Source organism: Mycobacterium sp. GA-1199 (assembly GCF_001500045.1).
GTDB lineage: Bacteria > Actinomycetota > Actinomycetes > Mycobacteriales > Mycobacteriaceae > Mycobacterium.
This window is the reverse complement of the sequence record NZ_LQIX01000006.1, coordinates 61365-77526: the sequence shown is the minus strand read 5'-3', so window position 1 is coordinate 77526 and position 16162 is coordinate 61365. Positions and strand designations below refer to the sequence as shown.

General features: G+C 68.2%; 14 protein-coding genes. 9 read left to right on the top strand and 5 right to left on the bottom strand.

The genetic code is table 11. The annotated features are described in order from the left end of the window. Window positions 1–69 precede the first annotated feature (69 nt). Window positions 70–786, top strand: a complete 717-nt coding sequence (locus AU198_RS06135; RefSeq protein ID WP_064346731.1) for an alpha/beta fold hydrolase — start codon at window positions 70–72, stop codon at window positions 784–786. Between the two features lie 18 nt (window positions 787–804). Here the strand turns inward: AU198_RS06135 and AU198_RS26790 are convergent, their stop codons facing one another. Next, entirely contained in the window at window positions 805–939 is a 135-nt protein-coding gene (locus tag AU198_RS26790) for a hypothetical protein (RefSeq protein ID WP_286141435.1), read from the bottom strand. 63 nt (window positions 940–1002) lie between these two features. On the opposite strand from AU198_RS26790, the gene AU198_RS06130 reads away from it, so the two are divergent. The 3 genes from AU198_RS06130 to AU198_RS06120 are packed head-to-tail and all read left to right on the top strand — an operon-like array spanning window position 1003 to window position 3802. Beyond that, window positions 1003–1779: an SDR family NAD(P)-dependent oxidoreductase gene (locus tag AU198_RS06130; protein WP_064346629.1), complete on the top strand. Its 777-nt coding sequence runs from the start codon at window positions 1003–1005 to the stop codon at window positions 1777–1779. Continuing rightward, window positions 1776–2603, top strand: coding sequence for an SDR family oxidoreductase (locus AU198_RS06125; protein ID WP_064346627.1), 828 nt, complete (start codon window positions 1776–1778; stop codon window positions 2601–2603). Before AU198_RS06130 ends, AU198_RS06125 begins: the two co-directional genes overlap by 4 nt. Before the next feature lie 11 nt (window positions 2604–2614). Further along, window positions 2615–3802: an AI-2E family transporter gene (locus AU198_RS06120; protein ID WP_064346625.1), complete on the top strand. Its 1188-nt coding sequence runs from the start codon at window positions 2615–2617 to the stop codon at window positions 3800–3802. On the opposite strand, the gene AU198_RS06115 is transcribed toward AU198_RS06120, so the two are convergent. Next, window positions 3783–4610 (bottom strand): dienelactone hydrolase family protein, encoded by an 828-nt coding sequence (locus tag AU198_RS06115; protein WP_064346623.1) that lies wholly within the window; start codon window positions 4608–4610, stop codon window positions 3783–3785. The genes AU198_RS06120 and AU198_RS06115 overlap by 20 nt on opposite strands. 103 nt (window positions 4611–4713) lie before the next feature. Continuing rightward, complete coding sequence (locus AU198_RS06110) at window positions 4714–5361, bottom strand: DUF4245 domain-containing protein (RefSeq protein WP_064346621.1); 648 nt, start codon at window positions 5359–5361, stop codon at window positions 4714–4716. A gap of 54 nt (window positions 5362–5415) precedes the next feature. On the opposite strand from AU198_RS06110, the gene glpX reads away from it, so the two are divergent. From glpX to AU198_RS06085, 5 genes are all read left to right on the top strand, one after another. Further along, window positions 5416–6444 (top strand): class II fructose-bisphosphatase, encoded by a 1029-nt coding sequence (gene glpX, locus AU198_RS06105; protein WP_064346619.1) that lies wholly within the window; start codon window positions 5416–5418, stop codon window positions 6442–6444. 22 nt (window positions 6445–6466) lie between these two features. Continuing rightward, the gene (locus AU198_RS06100) at window positions 6467–7891 is read left to right on the top strand and encodes a class II fumarate hydratase (RefSeq protein ID WP_064346617.1); all 1425 of its coding nucleotides are present in this window, start codon (window positions 6467–6469) and stop codon (window positions 7889–7891) included. Window positions 7892–7913: 22 nt separating this feature from the next. Next, window positions 7914–10640: an AAA family ATPase gene (locus tag AU198_RS06095; RefSeq protein WP_064346615.1), complete on the top strand. Its 2727-nt coding sequence runs from the start codon at window positions 7914–7916 to the stop codon at window positions 10638–10640. A 48-nt stretch (window positions 10641–10688) separates the two neighbouring features. After that, window positions 10689–13481, top strand: a complete 2793-nt coding sequence (locus AU198_RS06090) for a helix-turn-helix transcriptional regulator (RefSeq protein ID WP_064346613.1) — start codon at window positions 10689–10691, stop codon at window positions 13479–13481. A gap of 80 nt (window positions 13482–13561) precedes the next feature. Then, window positions 13562–13777, top strand: coding sequence for a hypothetical protein (locus AU198_RS06085; RefSeq protein ID WP_064346612.1), 216 nt, complete (start codon window positions 13562–13564; stop codon window positions 13775–13777). Window positions 13778–13782: 5 nt separating this feature from the next. Here the strand turns inward: AU198_RS06085 and phoH2 are convergent, their stop codons facing one another. Both phoH2 and AU198_RS06075 read right to left on the bottom strand, forming a co-directional pair. Then, window positions 13783–15096: an RNA 5'-3' helicase PhoH2 gene (gene phoH2, locus AU198_RS06080; protein ID WP_064346729.1), complete on the bottom strand. Its 1314-nt coding sequence runs from the start codon at window positions 15094–15096 to the stop codon at window positions 13783–13785. Window positions 15097–15315: 219 nt separating this feature from the next. Then, entirely contained in the window at window positions 15316–16143 is an 828-nt protein-coding gene (locus AU198_RS06075) for an acyl-ACP desaturase (RefSeq protein WP_064346611.1), read from the bottom strand. Window positions 16144–16162 lie beyond the last annotated feature (19 nt).

Sequence of the window (16162 nt, the reverse complement as noted above, 5' to 3'; positions counted from 1 at the left end):
GTACGTTCGCGCTCGACATTTGCGTACATAACCGAGCGCTGGGCGATGACACCGGGCAGGGTGATGGTGATGGTCGCATCACGGTTCACCACCCACGCGGGCGCTCGTCTGCACTACCTCGACTCCGGAGAGCCCGACCGCGGAGCGCCGGTCGTCTTCATACCCGGCTTCACCGACGTCGCCGACGACTACGTCGAGGTGCTGCCGTTGTTCGGCCGACGGACGGTGGTCGCCGACCTGCGCGGGCACGGACGCAGCAGCGCACCCGAAGGCGGTTATGACTCAGCGGTTCTCGGAGCTGACATCGGCGCAGTGGTGGACGCGGTCACCGACGGTCCAGTCCACCTGATGACGTTCTCCCGGGGCACCCCCTACGCGCTGACCTGGGCTCTCACTCATCGCGAAAGGGTCCGCTCGATCTCGATCGGCGACTACGTGCCCGAGGAGATCACGCTTCCGAAGGAGGTCTCCACTTTCCTGCTGGACGGCCGATGGCGCGGCACCCCGGTGCGAGACCGGGTGAACAGGGCGGCGGGAGAGGCGATCTTCGGCGCCGCGCGCAAGCAGTCGTTCTGGGAACCGCTGGCGCGGTGGCAACCACCGCTGCTGGTGGTGCGCAGCCCGAACAGCCCGTTGATCTCCGACGCCGCCTGGGACCGCTATCGGGAGCTGTTCCCCTCGGCGTCGCTGCACGTGTTCGACGACTCGCCGCACGACATCTTCCGGCCCGACCGCGAGCGCTACCCGGCGTTGGTGCGCGCGCACATCGACGCCGTCGACGGCTGAGCGGCCACCGGCACACGTCTAGTGTGCGCTGGGATCGCCGAAACCGTAGTACAGCCGCGATTTAGCGATCTGGTTGCACACTAGACGGGTATCGGCGTCATCGCGCGACGCGACCGAATTCGCCGCGGACCCGCTCATCTTCAGATCGCTCACCGGTTGAACCTGTCGAACCGCTAAGTTGAAACGCGTTCCACTCGCTGTCGAAAGGGCAACTGTATGAGCAACGGGCGGTCGGCCAGGGCGGCTGTGGTGATCGGCGCGGCGTCGGGGATCGGCTGGGCGACGGCGCGCACGCTGGCCGCGGAAGGCGACCGCGTCACGCTCGCCGATCGCGATGCCGACGGCGCCCGAGCGCGCGCCGCCGAACTCGGCGCCCCGCACACCGCCGCGCACGTCGAGGTGACCGACGAGGCCTCGGTACAGGCGCTGTTCGAGCAGACCGGCCCCGTGGACGTCGTCGTCAACTGCGCGGGGTTCAGCAATGTCGGCCTGATCACCGACCTCGCCGTCGAGGATTTCCGCGCGGTCGTCGACGTGTGCCTCAACGGCGCGTTCATCGTCGCCAAGCACGCGGGCCGGACCCTGCGCGAGGGCGGCGCACTGGTGTCGATCAGCTCGCTCAACGGACGCCAGCCCGCCGCCGGGATGAGCGCCTACTGCGCCGCCAAGGCGGGCCTGTCGATGCTCACCCAGGTCGCCGCGCTCGAGTGGGGGCCGCGCGGCATCCGTGTCAACGCCGTGGCGCCCGGCTTCGTGCACACGCCGCTGACCGCGCCGGCCGCCGCGGTCCCCGGCGTCGTCGAGGAGTACGTGGAGAACACCGCGCTGGGCCGCTCGGGCACACCCGAGGACATCGCCGAAGCGGTGCTGTACCTGTGCTCACCGAGGGCGTCCTGGCTGACCGGCGAGGTGCTCGACCTCAACGGCGGCGCCCACTTGAAGCGCTATCCCGATGTGATGGGGCACGTCATGAAACTTGTTGAGCCGAAATGAGTTTCAGCGGGAAGCAAGCCCTGGTCACCGGCGGCGGTTCCGGTATCGGCGCCGCGCTGTGCCGGGCGCTGGTCGACGCGGGCGCCGAGGTCGTGTGCACCGACGTCGACGGTGATGCGGCCGAACGCACGGCGGCGGGTCTGGACGGACGGGCTCGTGCCGCCCGCCTCGACGTGACGGACGCGGAGGCGGTACAGGCCGCCGTCGACGATGTGGTCCACCGGGCCGGGCGCCTCGACCTGATGTTCAACAACGCCGGGATCGTCTGGGGCGGCGACACCGAACTGCTGACACTGGATCAGTGGAACGCGATCATCGACGTCAACATCCGCGGCGTGGTGCACGGGGTGGCCGCCGCCTATCCGCTGATGGTGCGCCAGGGCCACGGCCACATCGTCAACACCGCGTCGATGGCCGGACTCACCGCGGCCGGGCAGGTCACCAGCTATGTGATGACCAAGCACGCGGTCGTCGGGCTCAGCCTGGCGCTGCGCTCGGAGGCCGCCGCGCGCGGCGTCGGGGTGCTTGCGGTGTGCCCGGCCGCGGTCGAGACTCCGATCCTCGACAAGGGTTCCGTCGGCGGCTTCGTCGGCCGCGATTACTTCCTGCAGGCCCAGGGCGGCAAACCCTATGACGCCGACCGGCTGGCCCGTGACGTGCTGCGCGCCGTGGAGAAGAACAAGCCGATCCTGGTCAAACCCCGTATCGCGCACGCCCAGTGGATGTTCGCGAGGCTCGCGCCGACCGTGATGAACCGGGTGTCGATGCGATTCATCGCCGACCAACGCGCCAAACAAGCGCAGGCGAGGTCCGACACGCTGTAGACATAGCCGCAATGAGTACCGAGTTCTCGCTGCCGCAACGCCGCGCGCTGGCCATAGCGACCGTCATCGCGATCGCGTTCGGCGCCTACTTCCTGCGCGGGTACTTCATCCTCATCGTGGTCGCCGCGGTGGCCGCGTACCTGTTCTCGCCGCTGTACGCGCGGCTCAACAAGCGGATGGGCCGCGGGCTGTCGGCGGCGGTGACCGTGCTGGCCGCGTTCGCCGCGGTGATCGTGCCGCTGAGCCTGTTCGTCACGCTGGCGGTCGTGCAGATCACGACCATGGTCGAGCGGGTGGCCGAGTGGGTTGGCCGCACCGACCTGTCCGCGCTCGGGGATCGGGCGCTGCAGTTCGTCAACGACCTGTTGCGCCGCGTGCCGTATATCGACACGACGGTCACCCCGGAATCGCTGCGCAGTTCGATGGCGCGGGTCGCCCAGGAGGCCGGCCAGTGGCTGCTCGGCCTGCTGCAGGGCGCTGCCGGTGGCCTGTTCGGTGGAATCACCGCCGCGATCCTGTTCGTGTACGTGTTCGTGTCGCTGCTGACGAACCGCGAACGCGTGGTGGCGATCATCCGCCAACTCAACCCACTCGGGGAGGGGATCACCGACGTCTACATGACGAAAATGGGCGCGATGGTCAAGGGCACCGTGTTCGGCCAGTTCGTCATCGCGGTCTGCCAGGGCGTCGCGGGCGCCGCGTCGATCTACCTGGCGGGCTTCCATCAGGGTTTCTTCCTGTTCGCCGTGCTGCTGTCGGCGCTGTCGGTCATCCCGTTGGGCAGCGGCATCGTCACGATCCCGTTCGGTGTGGGAATGATCCTGTTCGGCAACATCTTCGGCGGCGTGTTCGTGATCCTGTTCCACCTGATCGTGGTGACCAACATCGACAACTTCCTGCGACCCATCCTGGTGCCGCGCGAGGCCCGCCTGGACGCCGCGCTGATGCTGCTCGCCGTGTTCGCCGGCATCAGCATGTTCGGCGCGTGGGGGATCGTGATCGGACCGGTGCTGATGATCGTCATCGTCACCACAATCAGCGTCTACCTCGAGGAGTACAAGGGCGTGCCCATGCGACGGCCCGACTCGGCCGACGAGAAACCCAAGCGCCGAAACCCGTTCTGGTGGTTGGGTCGTCGCATCAAGGAGGCGCGCGGCAAGTCGAAGGCCCAGGAGAAACCTAAACCAGCCGTTCCTTGAGGAACGCGACCACGCGCTTGAGCGCCGCGTCGGTCGGATGCCCTTCCTGGTGGCGCAGTTCCAACGTCAGCACCGAGTGAGCCATCGCGCCGAATCCGTGTTCGTTGCCCTTGGCCGAGTCGATCTCGATCACCTCGAACGCGTCGCCGAGCCGGTCCTTGAGCGTCTTGAAGCGTTCGGCAGGCACCAGCGGGTCCTTGCTGAACCGCAATCCCAGCGCGCACAACCCCTCGTCGGCGGCGCGGCGCTCGACGACCTTCAGCTCGGCCTCGGACAGCCCCGGGTCCCTGCGCTGCTTCGGTGTCAGCGGCAACGGCAGCGACGGCTGGCTCAGCACCGGCGCCAGAACGCTGTCGTCGACCGCGGCGGCCAGGGCGAAGCCGCCGGTGAAACACTGGCCGATGACCCCGACCCCCTTGCCCGGGGTCTGCGCGTTGAGGTCGCGGGCCAGTGCCCGCAGGTAGTGCGCGACGGGCCGGTCGGCGTTGGTGGCGAAGGCGGCGAATTCCTTGGCCACACATCCGCGCACCATGATCGGCACCATGCCCGGTCGCATCGGCGGCGCACCGGGCGTGCCGAACAACGACGGAATCGCGACGGTGAACCCGGCCTCGACGAGGTGGTTGCCGAGCGCCAGCACGCCGGGATGCGCGCCGGGCATCTCGGGGATGAGCACCACGCCCGGGCCCTCACCTTTGCGGTAGACGTCGTGGGTGTAGCCGGCGGCGGTGAAGGGCGCGGCGGCCCATCCGGTGAGGTCGGCTTCCGGAGCCGCCCCGGCGGCGACATCAGGGTCCGGTGCGGTCATGGACGCCCTCCAGTTCGCTCGTTACGCGAGATGAAACCACGCAGAGAAAGTGCGGGAAGCGGGCTGCGTGAGTGCAAACTCGCCGAACGAACCACGCCCACTCCTAGGGGGTCGGCAGCGGCGCCGCGGTCTGCGTCGCCACCGCCAGAGTACGAAATTCGTCTGCGTCCGCGGCGCCGGTCAGCGCGACCTGCGCCGGTCCGATCGGACCGGTCAGCCGGGTCGTCCACACCGGTTCGGCGGGTTTGCCGTCGTCGTCGCCGCCCTCATAGACCACCCACTTCACGCCGTCGACGTCCTGCACCCCGGTGGGCACGACATCGGCGTCGAGCGACCCGACCAGCTTCTCCTCGTCGGCATTGCTCTGGGTCAGGCTCACATACATCCCGCTGGGCGCGAGAAATCCGACGGTGGAGCTGACGGCACGCTGAGGTTGCCCCGTCGCGGGGTCGGTGCGACCGGCCTCGATGCCTTGGCGGCTACCACTGTTCGACTGCCAGCCGTCGGGCAGTTGCGGGATCCGGATCGGGATCTTCAACGCGTCGGCATCGGCCCGTAAGGCCGCGGGGGCGTCGAAGGACGGGACCGGGCCGGCGCCTGGCCCCGCGCCCTGGAAGGAGCACATCCCCAGCATCCCGGCCAGCACGATGCAGGCGAGAACCAACGGCGCCATCGACCAGAACATGTCCCGACCGTCATGCAGCAACCGCGACTTGGCGGGCTTGGGGGCGGGAGCCGGTTGCGTGGTCACGCAGCCAGTATCCCAGCTCCCGAACGCGGACCGGCTAATGGGACAATCTGGGCCATGAGTCCGACCCGTGGTGAAGCCCCAGATCGAAATCTCGCGCTCGAGCTCGTCCGAGTAACCGAAGCAGGCGCCATGGCCGCCGGCCGCTGGGTGGGCCGCGGCGACAAGGAGGGCGGCGACGGTGCGGCCGTCGATGCGATGCGCGAGCTGGTGAACTCGGTGACGATGCGCGGCGTGGTGGTCATCGGTGAGGGCGAGAAGGACAACGCGCCGATGCTCTACAACGGAGAAGAGGTCGGCAACGGGGACGGACCGGAGTGCGATTTCGCCGTGGACCCGATCGACGGCACCACGTTGATGAGCAAAGGCCTGTCCAACGCCATCTCGGTGCTCGCGGTTTCCGAACGCGGCACCATGTTCGACCCATCCGCGGTGTTCTACATGAGCAAGATCGCCGTCGGACCCGAGGCCGTCGACGCGATCGACATCACCGCCCCCATCGGGGAGAACATCCGGCGGGTGGCCAAGGCCAAGAACGTGTCGGTCTCCGATCTGACCGTGTGCATCCTGGACCGGCCGCGCCATCAGCAGCTGATCGCCGACGTGCGGGAGGCCGGCGCGCGGTGCCGGCTGATCACCGACGGCGACGTCGCGGGTGCGATCTCGGCGTGCCGACCCAACACCAGCACCGACATGCTGGCCGGTATCGGCGGTACACCCGAGGGCATCATCGCCGCGGCCGCGATCCGCTGCATGGGTGGCGCCATCCAGGGCCAGTTGGCCCCCAAGGACGACGAGGAACGGCAGAAGGCCATCGATCGCGGCCACGACCTGGACCGCGTGCTGACCACCGAGGACCTGGTCTCCGGCGACAACGTCTTCTTCTGCGCCACCGGAGTGACCGACGGCGACCTGCTCAAGGGCGTGCATTTCTACAGCGGCGGCTGCACCACGCAGTCGATCGTCATGCGCTCGAAGTCGGGCACCGTCCGGATGATCGAGGCCTACCACCGGTTGTCCAAACTCAGCGAATACTCCGCGATCGACTTCACCGGCGACAGCAACGCCGTCTATCCGCTGCCGTAACACAAGATAAGTAAGGACATTCATGAGCGTCGACTCCGACAGCGCAACCGGGACCGAGTACCGCATCGAGCACGACACCATGGGCGAGGTCCGGGTGCCGGTCGACGCGCTGTGGCGCGCGCAGACTCAGCGCGCCGTGGAAAATTTCCCGATCTCCGGGCGTGGCCTCGAGCGCACCCAGATCCGGGCCCTCGGCCTGTTGAAAGGCGCGTGCGCGCAGGTCAACAAGGACCTCGGCCTGCTCGCCGCCGACAAGGCCGACGCGATCATCGCCGCGGCCGGTGAGATCGCCGACGGTCAGCACGACGACCAGTTCCCGATCGACGTGTTCCAGACGGGTTCGGGCACCAGCTCGAACATGAACACCAACGAGGTGATCGCCGGCATCGCGGCGCGCAACGGCGTGACCGTGCACCCCAACGACGACGTCAACATGTCGCAGTCGTCCAACGACACCTTCCCGACCGCGACGCACATCGCCGCGACGGAAGCCGCTGTGCGCCACCTGATCCCGGCGCTCGAGGTGCTGCACGAGTCGCTGGCCACAAAGGCGCGGCAGTGGCGCACCGTGGTCAAGTCCGGGCGCACCCACCTGATGGACGCCGTGCCCGTGACGCTGGGGCAGGAGTTCAGCGGCTATGCCCGCCAGGTCGAGGCCGGCATAGAAAGGGTGAAGGCCACGCTCCCCCGGCTCGGCGAACTGGCCATCGGCGGCACCGCGGTCGGCACCGGCCTCAACGCGCCAGACGACTTCGACGAGCGCGTCGTCGCCGTGCTGCGCGAGCAGACCGGCCTTGCCGAATTACAGGTCGCAGCCAACCATTTCGAGGCTCAGGCGGCCCGCGACGGGCTGGTCGAGGCGTCGGGTGCGCTGCGCACCATCGCCGTGTCGCTGACCAAGATCGCCAACGACATCCGGTGGATGGGCTCGGGACCGCTGACCGGGCTCGGCGAGCTCCAGCTGCCAGATCTTCAGCCGGGCAGCTCGATCATGCCGGGCAAGGTGAACCCGGTGATTCCCGAGGCCGTGACGCAGGTGGCCGCGCAGGTGATCGGCAACGACGCCGCGATCGCGTGGGGCGGCGGCAACGGTGCATTCGAGTTGAACGTGTACATCCCGATGATGGCCCGCAACATCCTCGAGTCGTTCAAGATCCTGACCAACTCGTCGAAGTTGTTCGCCGAGCGCTGCATCGACGGCCTGGTGGCCAACGAGGACCGGCTCCGTGAGCTGGCCGAGTCGTCCCCGTCGATCGTCACGCCGTTGAACTCGGCGATCGGCTACGAAGAGGCCGCCGCGGTCGCCAAGCAGGCGCTCAAGGAGAAGAAGACCATCCGACAGACCGTCATCGATCGGGGCCTGATCGGCGACAAGCTGTCCGAGGAGGAACTGGACAAGCGCCTGGACGTGTTGGCGATGGCCAAGGTGAAATACGACGAGCGCTAAGCGTTTCCGTTCGCCGTCGTACCTGGCGGACCGTCCGGAGGAGGAGAAGGCGGTAGCGGACTTCCTGCAGTCCGCTTCGCACGCGCCGTCAGCTCTGTTGATCGAGGGCGAGGCCGGAATCGGCAAGACCACGCTGTGGCAGGCGGCGTCCGACCGCGCCCGCGGCGATGGCTTCCGCGTGCTGTCGGCCAGGAACCCGAGCGCCGAATCAGTCCTCGCCTATACGACTCTGACCGAACTGCTCGCCGACGTCGACGCCGCAGAATTCGCAAACCTGCCCGCCGCCCAGCGCAGCGCCATCGAGCGGATCCGCCGCGCCGACCGCGCTGATGGAGCACCTACCGATCGCCGTGCCGTCGCGGCGGCGTTCCTGTCGGTCATCGAGGGTCTTGCCACTCGACAACCGCTGCTGTTGGCGATCGACGACGTGCAGTGGGTCGACCCGTCGAGCTCACATGTGTTGTCGTACGCCGCACGTCGGCTGGCGGGACCGGTCGGCATCCTCGGCACCCTGCGCACCGACGGCACAGATGCCTACACCTGGTTGCAGCTGCGGCGCCCGGATGCCACCCACCGAATCTCATTGCGGCCGTTGACGTCGCGCATGCTCCACGCCGTCGTCACACAACACCTCGAGCATCCGCTCTCGCGCGCGAAGGTGACCCGTATTCACCGGATCTCCGGCGGCAATCCCTTCTATGCGATCGAGCTGGCCAAGGTCTCCGACGACAGGCCCGAAGCCCCGCTGCCGGACACCTTGGCTGCAGTTGTGCAGGCCAGGCTGAGCGGACTGAACGCGGAGACGCTGGAAGCACTCTTGGCCGCCGCCTCGGTGGCCGATCCCGCAGTCGATCTGGTGGCCGCCGCGGTCGACGCCGAACACAACCGTGCTGTCGAATTGCTCGAGGCCGCCGAACAGCGCGGCGTAATCGTCATCGAAGGCAACCGGGTCCGCTTCACACATCCGCTACTGGCCGCCGGTGTGTATACCGGCGCTTCCCCAGAGGAGCGCAGGCGGATGCACCACAGGCTGGCCACCGTCGTCGACGAGCCCGAGTTGCACGCGCGCCACCTGGCACTCGCCGCGACCACCGGCGACGACGCAACTGTCGGCGCGCTCGAGCGGGCGGCCGAAACGGCCCACGCGCGGGGTGCCCCTTTCGCCGCCGCAGAGTTGATCGAGCTCGCCGTCGCACTCGGCGGCGACACCGCCGAGCGGCGAATGCGGTTGGCGGCGTACTGCTTTGACGGTGGCGACCCGGCCAGGGCCCGCGCGCTCTTGGAGCGGGCGGTCGAGGACCTGGCACCGGGACCACTGCGTGCGGATGCCCGGCACATGCTCGCGGTCGTCCGGTTCATCGACGACGGCTACACCGAAGCGGTCGAACTGCTCGCGACGGCGCTCGAGGAGGATGCAGCCGAGGGACCGGCGAAGGCTGTCATGCTCACCACCTTGGCGTACGGCCTGTACATGACCGGGGACGCTGCGTCGGCCCGGCGCCGCGCAGAGGAGTCGGTGGCCTACGCCGAACATCTCGGTATCCCCGGTCTGCTCAGCATGGCGCTCGGAGTCCGGGCGACGATTCAGTTCTTTCTCGGTGGCGGCATGGATGAAGCGACCATGCGCCGCGCCCTCGAACTCGAAGACACCGAATCCTTCACGCCGATCATGTTGCGGCCGAGCGTCGAACACGCGTTGTTGCTGGCCTGCACCGGTGAGCTCGACACCGCCTACGAGTGCATGCGGGAGATCTCTCGCCTCTGCACCGATCGAGGAGAGGAAGGCGAAGTCGTCTTCGTCGACTTCTACGTCGCGTTGACCCGGATCTGGCGTGCGGACTTCGGTGAGGCCAAGCGGGTGGCGCACGAAATCGCCAACTTGGCAAGGCAACTCGGCGGTGAATTCCCTGCGATGCTCAGCCTGGTGCTACAAGCCTGGCTGGCCGCCTATGACGGTGCCGAGAGCAAGGCGCGTTTGGCAGCGGCGGACGCGATCGACGCCTGCAGGCGCAGCGGCACCGCGTGGCACGAGGATTGGGCGTTGTCCGCGCTCGGATTCCTGGAGGTCTCGCTCGGAAACTACGGTGCGGCGATGGAACTCCTCGAGCCGCTGGTGTCGCGATTCGCACCGGACTCCACCGAGATCCAAGCGGCGGCGTTCGTGCCCGACGCCGTCGAGGCGCTCGTCGAGCTGGGCCGTGCGAACGAAGCGGAACCGCTGGTGGCCGCGCTGGAACGCAACGGGCGTCGCCTCGGCCGGGCGTGGATGCTGGCGGTGGGGGGACGATGCCGCGCGATGCTGCACGCGGCGGCGGGCGATCTGCGCGACGCCGTGAGCTCGGCGCACCGGGCGATCGAGGCCCATGACCGGTTGGCGATGCCGTTCGAACGCGCGCGTACCCAACTGGTGCTCGGGCAGCAACAGGCCAGAGCGCGCGACCCGCTCGCCGCTTCGACGCTGAACGAGGCGCTGGCAACCTTCGAGGCCCTCGGCACGCCGGTGTGGGTCGAGCGCGCCAGGACCTCCCGAGATGAACTCCACTCCGCCGCGTCGTCCCCGGCCGAGCTGACCGCCGCGGAGCTGCGCATCGCCGAGCTGGCCGCCGCGGGCCTGACGAACCGCGACGTCGCGGGCGAACTGTTCCTTAGCGCAAAGACCGTCGAGGCCACCCTCGCGCGGGTGTACCGCAAGCTCGGCATCCGGTCCCGCGCCGAACTGACCCGGGTGATGGGTCAGCCCGGCCGCTGAGGGGTATAGAGGGGTCGCCCGCTTCCGGATCAGCTGTAATGGGGGGACGTGCCAGGGGACCTGGGGAACACTGTGATCGGCCAGTCGACACATCAACGCGCCATCGTTGCCTTCCTGGACGCGATGGCGCTGGGCCCGTCGGCGTTGCTGATCGACGGTGAGCCGGGGATCGGCAAGACGACGCTGTGGTTGGCCGTGGTCGAGCAGGCGCAACAGCGAGGATTCCACGTCCTGTCGACCCGACCGGCGGCCGCGGAGTCGGTGCTCGCGTATACCGCGCTGGCCGACCTGCTGGATGAGGCCGACGCGCGCGTCTGGGCCGACCTGCCGACGCCGCAACTCCTCGCGGTCGACCAGGTGCTACTGCGTGCGGACAACGACGCGGTGACCGATCAGCGTGCCGTGGCCGCCGCGTTTCTGTCGGTGGTCGAACGACTCAGCGAGGACCGACCGGTCCTGCTGGCCATCGACGACCTGCAGTGGCTCGACCCGTCGAGCAAGCACGTCATCGCCTTCGCGGTGCGCAGGCTCACGGGGCGTACGGGGCTACTGGCCAGCTTGCGCACCGGATCCGACGACCGTGCGCTGGCCGACTGGCTGCAGTTGTCCCGGCCCGACGCGGTGGATCGAATCCGGTTGAGCCCGTTGAATATCCAGGATCTGCATCGTGCGGTCTCCACGCGGCTGCGACGAGCGTTCTCGCGTCCCACCATCAGCCGGATCCACCAGGTGTCGGGCGGAAACCCGTTCTACGCGATCGAGTTGGCCCGCTCCCTCGACGAACGAGCGCCGGGCCTCGACGCGTCACTGCCCCGCACCCTGGCCGACGTGGTGCGGACCAGGCTGGGCAGCCTCGACACCGACGTCCACGACGCGCTGCTGGCCGCGTCGTGCCTTGCCGTGCCGACGATCGAGGTGGTAGCGAATGCGACGACGGGCGACGAGGACCAACTGGTCGAGTTATTGGAGACCGCCGAAAGCAAGGGCGTCATCACGATCGACGGCAACCGGATCCGGTTCGCTCATCCGCTGTTGGCCAGCGGGGTCTACACCGAGGCCTCCCCCGGCCGCCGCCGGTCGATGCACCGACGGCTCGCCGAGATCGTCGACGAACCCGAACTTCGGGCCCGACACTTGGCGCTGGCCGCTACCAAGGGTGACGAGGTCACGCTGGCGGCCCTCGACATGGCGGCGGAATCGGCGCGCACGCGCGGTGCGCCGGCCGCGGCGGCCGAACTGGTGGACCTGGCCATCGGCCTCGGCGGCGACACCGCGGAGCGGCGACTGCGGTCGGCGCTGCACCATTTCGACGCCGGAGAACAGGAGCGCGCAGCGGCCGTCCTCGCAGAGGCCATCGAACAACTGCCCACCGGCGCGTTGCGTGCCGAAGCGTTGAGCCGACTGGCGGTGGTGCGACTCTACGGCGACGGGTTCATCGAGAGCGCGCGGTTGCTACGCGAGGCGCTCGACGAGGTACACGACAACCACGCATTGCGCGTTCAGACCCTGATCACGTTGGCCTATACGCTTTTCCACGCCAATCAACTGCAGCAGGGCCTGGACACCGCCGCTGCGGCCGTCGCGAATGCCGAGCCTCTCGACCAGCCGCATCTGCTCAGCATGGCGCTGGGAATGCTGGTCATATTGAGGTTCGCCGCCGGCCACGGCTACGACGAGGAGACCTTGCAACGGGCGCTGCGACTGGAGGACCCCGAGGCGCACACACCGTTGGTCTTCCGGCCCGCCATGCAGCACGCACTGCTGCTGGAGTGGACCGGCCGACTCGACGAAGCGCGCGATGTCGTGGACAAGATCCGGGCACGCTGCCTGGAGAAGGGCGAGGAGGGCGAGCACGTCTTCGTCTCTCAGCACGTGGTGACGAACGCGATCGCGCGCGGTGACTTCGCCACGGCCAACCTGGTTGCCGAAGACGCCGTGGAAAAGGCACGACAACTCGGGGGCAACACCTCGCAGTTCCTGACCCAGAGCCTGCGGGCCCAACTGGCCGTGTTCGCCGGCCACGAGGAGATCGCCCGCCGGGCGATCGAAGACGCCCTCGAATGCGCAAGGCAGACCGGCACATTGCGGATGGCGGATCGGGTGCGGGCGACCCTCGGGTTCCTCGAGGTCTCGCTGGGCGACTATGAAGCCGCGGCGGCCGCGCTGCAACCGATGCTCGCGCAGTTCGACCCCGACAGCACGCCGACCGAACTGCCCAACGCCGCCTACCTGCCCGACGCGATCGAGGCACTGGTCCACCTCGAGCGATTCGACGAGGCGGAACGGCTCACCACCGCGCTGGAGAACAACGGTCGCAGGCTGGACCGCGAGTGGATGCTCGCGGTCGGTGCGCGGGCGCGCGCCATGCTGCTCGCCGCGCTCGGCGACCTCGACGCCGCCCACGACGCGGCGCAGCGGGCGATGGCCGCACATACCCGTCTGCCGATGCCGTTCGAGCGGGCGCGGACCCTACTGACCCTGGGTCACATCGAGCGCCGGCAACGCAAGAAGGAATCGGCGTCGGCGCACCTTCAGGAGGCCCTCGAGGTCTTCGAGCGTCTCAATATCCCGCTGTGGGCGACCAGGGCTCGCGCGGAGTTCTCGCGGGCGAGCGCCGGACCTCAGCGCAGCGGGGAACTGACACCGTCCGAGCAGCGGGTGGCCGAACTCGTCGCCGGCGGAATGAAGAACCGTGACGTCGCGGCCGCGCTGTTCATCAGCCCCAAGACCGTCGAAGCCAACCTCGCGCGCATCTACCGCAAGCTGGGAATCAAGTCGCGGGCCGAACTGGGTCGACAGGTCGGGCGGCCGAGCGGACCCCAAAGAGGGGACCACACATAGGGAAACACCCTATTCCCCCCGTCGGGTCGCAGGACTTACCGTCGTAACGCTGTCCCGCCCCGCCATCGACTGGAGGACCGGTGCGTCTCGACGAAGCTCCCGCGACCCTGACCGACCACAGCAACGCGCTGGTCACGACGGCCACCAGCCAGCCCGCCCTGGGCACCGGATTCGCGGTGCTGGGCCTGGTTTCGCTACTCGACCTGCCGCGCGGCGATCGCGCCGACCGGGTGGTGGCGCTCAGCGGTGCGGCGGCCGCCGGTTGGTACCTGGCCCGTCGCAACCGTCGCCGCTAGCCGGTTCACGGCAGGGCGCCGGGGCTGATCTCCTCGAGCATCTCGGTCACCAGCGCGGCGATCGGCGAGCGCTCGCTGCGCAAGAGCGTGATGTGGGCGAACAGCGGGTGGCCCTTGAGCTTTTCGATCACCGCGGCGACGCCGTCATGCCTGCCGACTCGCAGGTTGTCGCGCTGGGCGACGTCGTGGGTGAGCACCACACGCGAACCTGCGCCGAGACGCGACAGAACGGTGAGCAGCACATTGCGCTCGAGCGACTGGGCCTCGTCGACGATCACGAACGAGTCGTGCAGCGAGCGCCCCCGGATGTGGGTCAGCGGCAGCACCTCGAGCATGCCGCGCGAGAGGACTTCCTCGAGCACCGCCGGGCTGGCCAGCCCTTCCAGTGTGTCGAAGACCGCCTGCGCCCAAGGGCCCATCTTGTCGCTCTCGCTGCCCGGCAGGTAGCCGAGATCCTGCCCGCCGACCGCGTAGAGCGGACGGAAGACCACGACCTTGCGTTGTGTGCGGCGTTCGAGCACCGCCTCCAGTCCCGCGCACAGCGCCAGCGCCGACTTGCCGGTGCCCGCCTTGCCGCCGAGCGAAACGATGCCGACCGATTCGTCGAGTAACAGATCCAAGGCCACCCGCTGTTCGGCGGAGCGGCCCCGCAGCCCGAATGCCTCCCGGTCGCCGCGCACCAACTGCACCCGCTTCTCGGGCGTCACCCGGCCCAGCGCGTGCGACGTGCCACCGAGCAGACGAATGCCGGTGTGGCAGGGCAGGTCTCGGGCCGCCTGCAGATCGATCTCCCCGTCGGCGAACAACGCGTCGATCTCGTCGGAGACGACCTCGACCTCGGCCATGCCCGTCCACCCGGAGGTGATGACGTCCTGGGCGTGGTATTCGTCGGCCGACAACCCGACCGCACCCGCCTTGACGCGCAGCGGGATGTCCTTGCTCACCAACGTGACGTTCTTGCCCTCGGCGGCGAGATTGGTCGCCACCGTCAGGATCCGCGCATCGTTGCTGTCGGTGCGGAAACCGGCGGGAAGCACCGACGGATCGCTGTGGTTCAGTTCGACGTGTAGCGAACCACCCTGTGTGCCAACGGGAATCGGCTGATCGAGTCGGCCGTGTTCGAGTCGGAGATCGTCGAACAGCCGCAGGGCCTGACGCGCGAACCAGCCTAGCTCATGATGGTGTCGCTTGGCTTCGAGCTCGCTGATGACCACCAGCGGGACCACGACCTCATGCTCGGCAAAGCGCGTGCAGGCCCAGGGATCTGACAACAGCACGGAGGTGTCGAGCACGTAGGTCCGGAGAGGCGAATCGATCACGTAGCGCTCCTGGTATCCGCGGGTCCCCCGCGAACCGTCGGCGGACACTGCGGCACCAGGGCCGGGGCCGGCCCTCTCGTGATCGCAACGATCGGGTACCGCCCGGACAGCAAAGCACGTCGCTAGCCATCGGAAACGACGCTACTCCCGTTGCGGCACATGCGCCGTGCAGGCGCGCCGTAGTGTTGCCGTTGCTCGTCCGCGGCGATGATCGCGCGGTTACGCGGGGGTGAACTCGCGCATCTGCGGCTCGTCGGCCAGCCCCCACGCGGCGACTCGGTCGGTGATCACCTGACGCAGCTGCTCGGGTCCGAAGATCCCGGCCTCGGCGACGTTGCGCACCTTGTCGGCGTACGCGTCGATGTCACCCCCGACGACGTCGAGTTCCGCCGCGCGTCGCGCGATGGCCTCGACGGTTTCCTCACGGCTCGTGGACAACAGGTGCGAGACCAGGTTGGCGAAGAACTCCTCGTGCCGCTCCTCGTCTTTGGCGATGCGACCGATGAGGTTCTTCAGCACCGGTTCGGTGATCTTCGCTTCGAGGTTGCGGCAGAACACGGCGTGGGCGCGCTCGAAGAAAGCCATGAACACCAGCCGCTCGATCTGACTGTAGGTGTCGGCACGGTAGCCCTTCATCACGTGTTCGACGCGGACGTCTTCGTTGGCGGCCGGATCGATCTCGCGGGTGACGACGAGGTAGTTGCGCAGCGCAATCGCGTGCAGGTGCTCCTCGGCGGTCCACCGGCCGATCCAGCGGCCCCACTTCTCTTCGAGGATGAAGCTGAACACGAACTCGCGGTGGAAGCCTGCCAGGTTGTCCTTGGTGATGAGCAGGATCTCGAGCGCGTCGGTGACATCCTTGGGCAGCGTCACCTGCGAGGGATCCCAGTCCTTACCGCCGAGAAAGGCGAAGTTCTCACCCTGGTCGAACGGCACATAGTCGTGCGCGTACCAGAGATCCTCGCTGTCGATGTGACGACGCAGCTCCTGCTGCACGACCGGCTCGAGTTCGAGGATCAGCGCATTCGGTACAGGTTTCTGTGCCATGCGGTTACAGTAACTCAAT

Bases quoted from the DNA above. Each gene is read 5' to 3' on its own strand.
- AU198_RS06135 (WP_064346731.1), top strand. From the start codon at position 70: ATGGTCGCATCACGGTTCACCACCCACGCGGGCGCTCGTCTGCACTAC.
- AU198_RS06130 (WP_064346629.1), top strand. From the start codon at position 1,003: ATGAGCAACGGGCGGTCGGCCAGGGCGGCTGTGGTGATCGGCGCGGCG.
- AU198_RS06125 (WP_064346627.1), top strand. From the start codon at position 1,776: ATGAGTTTCAGCGGGAAGCAAGCCCTGGTCACCGGCGGCGGTTCCGGT.
- AU198_RS06120 (WP_064346625.1), top strand. From the start codon at position 2,615: ATGAGTACCGAGTTCTCGCTGCCGCAACGCCGCGCGCTGGCCATAGCG.
- AU198_RS06115 (WP_064346623.1), bottom strand. From the start codon at position 4,610: ATGACCGCACCGGACCCTGATGTCGCCGCCGGGGCGGCTCCGGAAGCC.
- glpX (WP_064346619.1), top strand. From the start codon at position 5,416: ATGAGTCCGACCCGTGGTGAAGCCCCAGATCGAAATCTCGCGCTCGAG.
- AU198_RS06100 (WP_064346617.1), top strand. From the start codon at position 6,467: ATGAGCGTCGACTCCGACAGCGCAACCGGGACCGAGTACCGCATCGAG.
- AU198_RS06075 (WP_064346611.1), bottom strand. From the start codon at position 16,143: ATGGCACAGAAACCTGTACCGAATGCGCTGATCCTCGAACTCGAGCCG.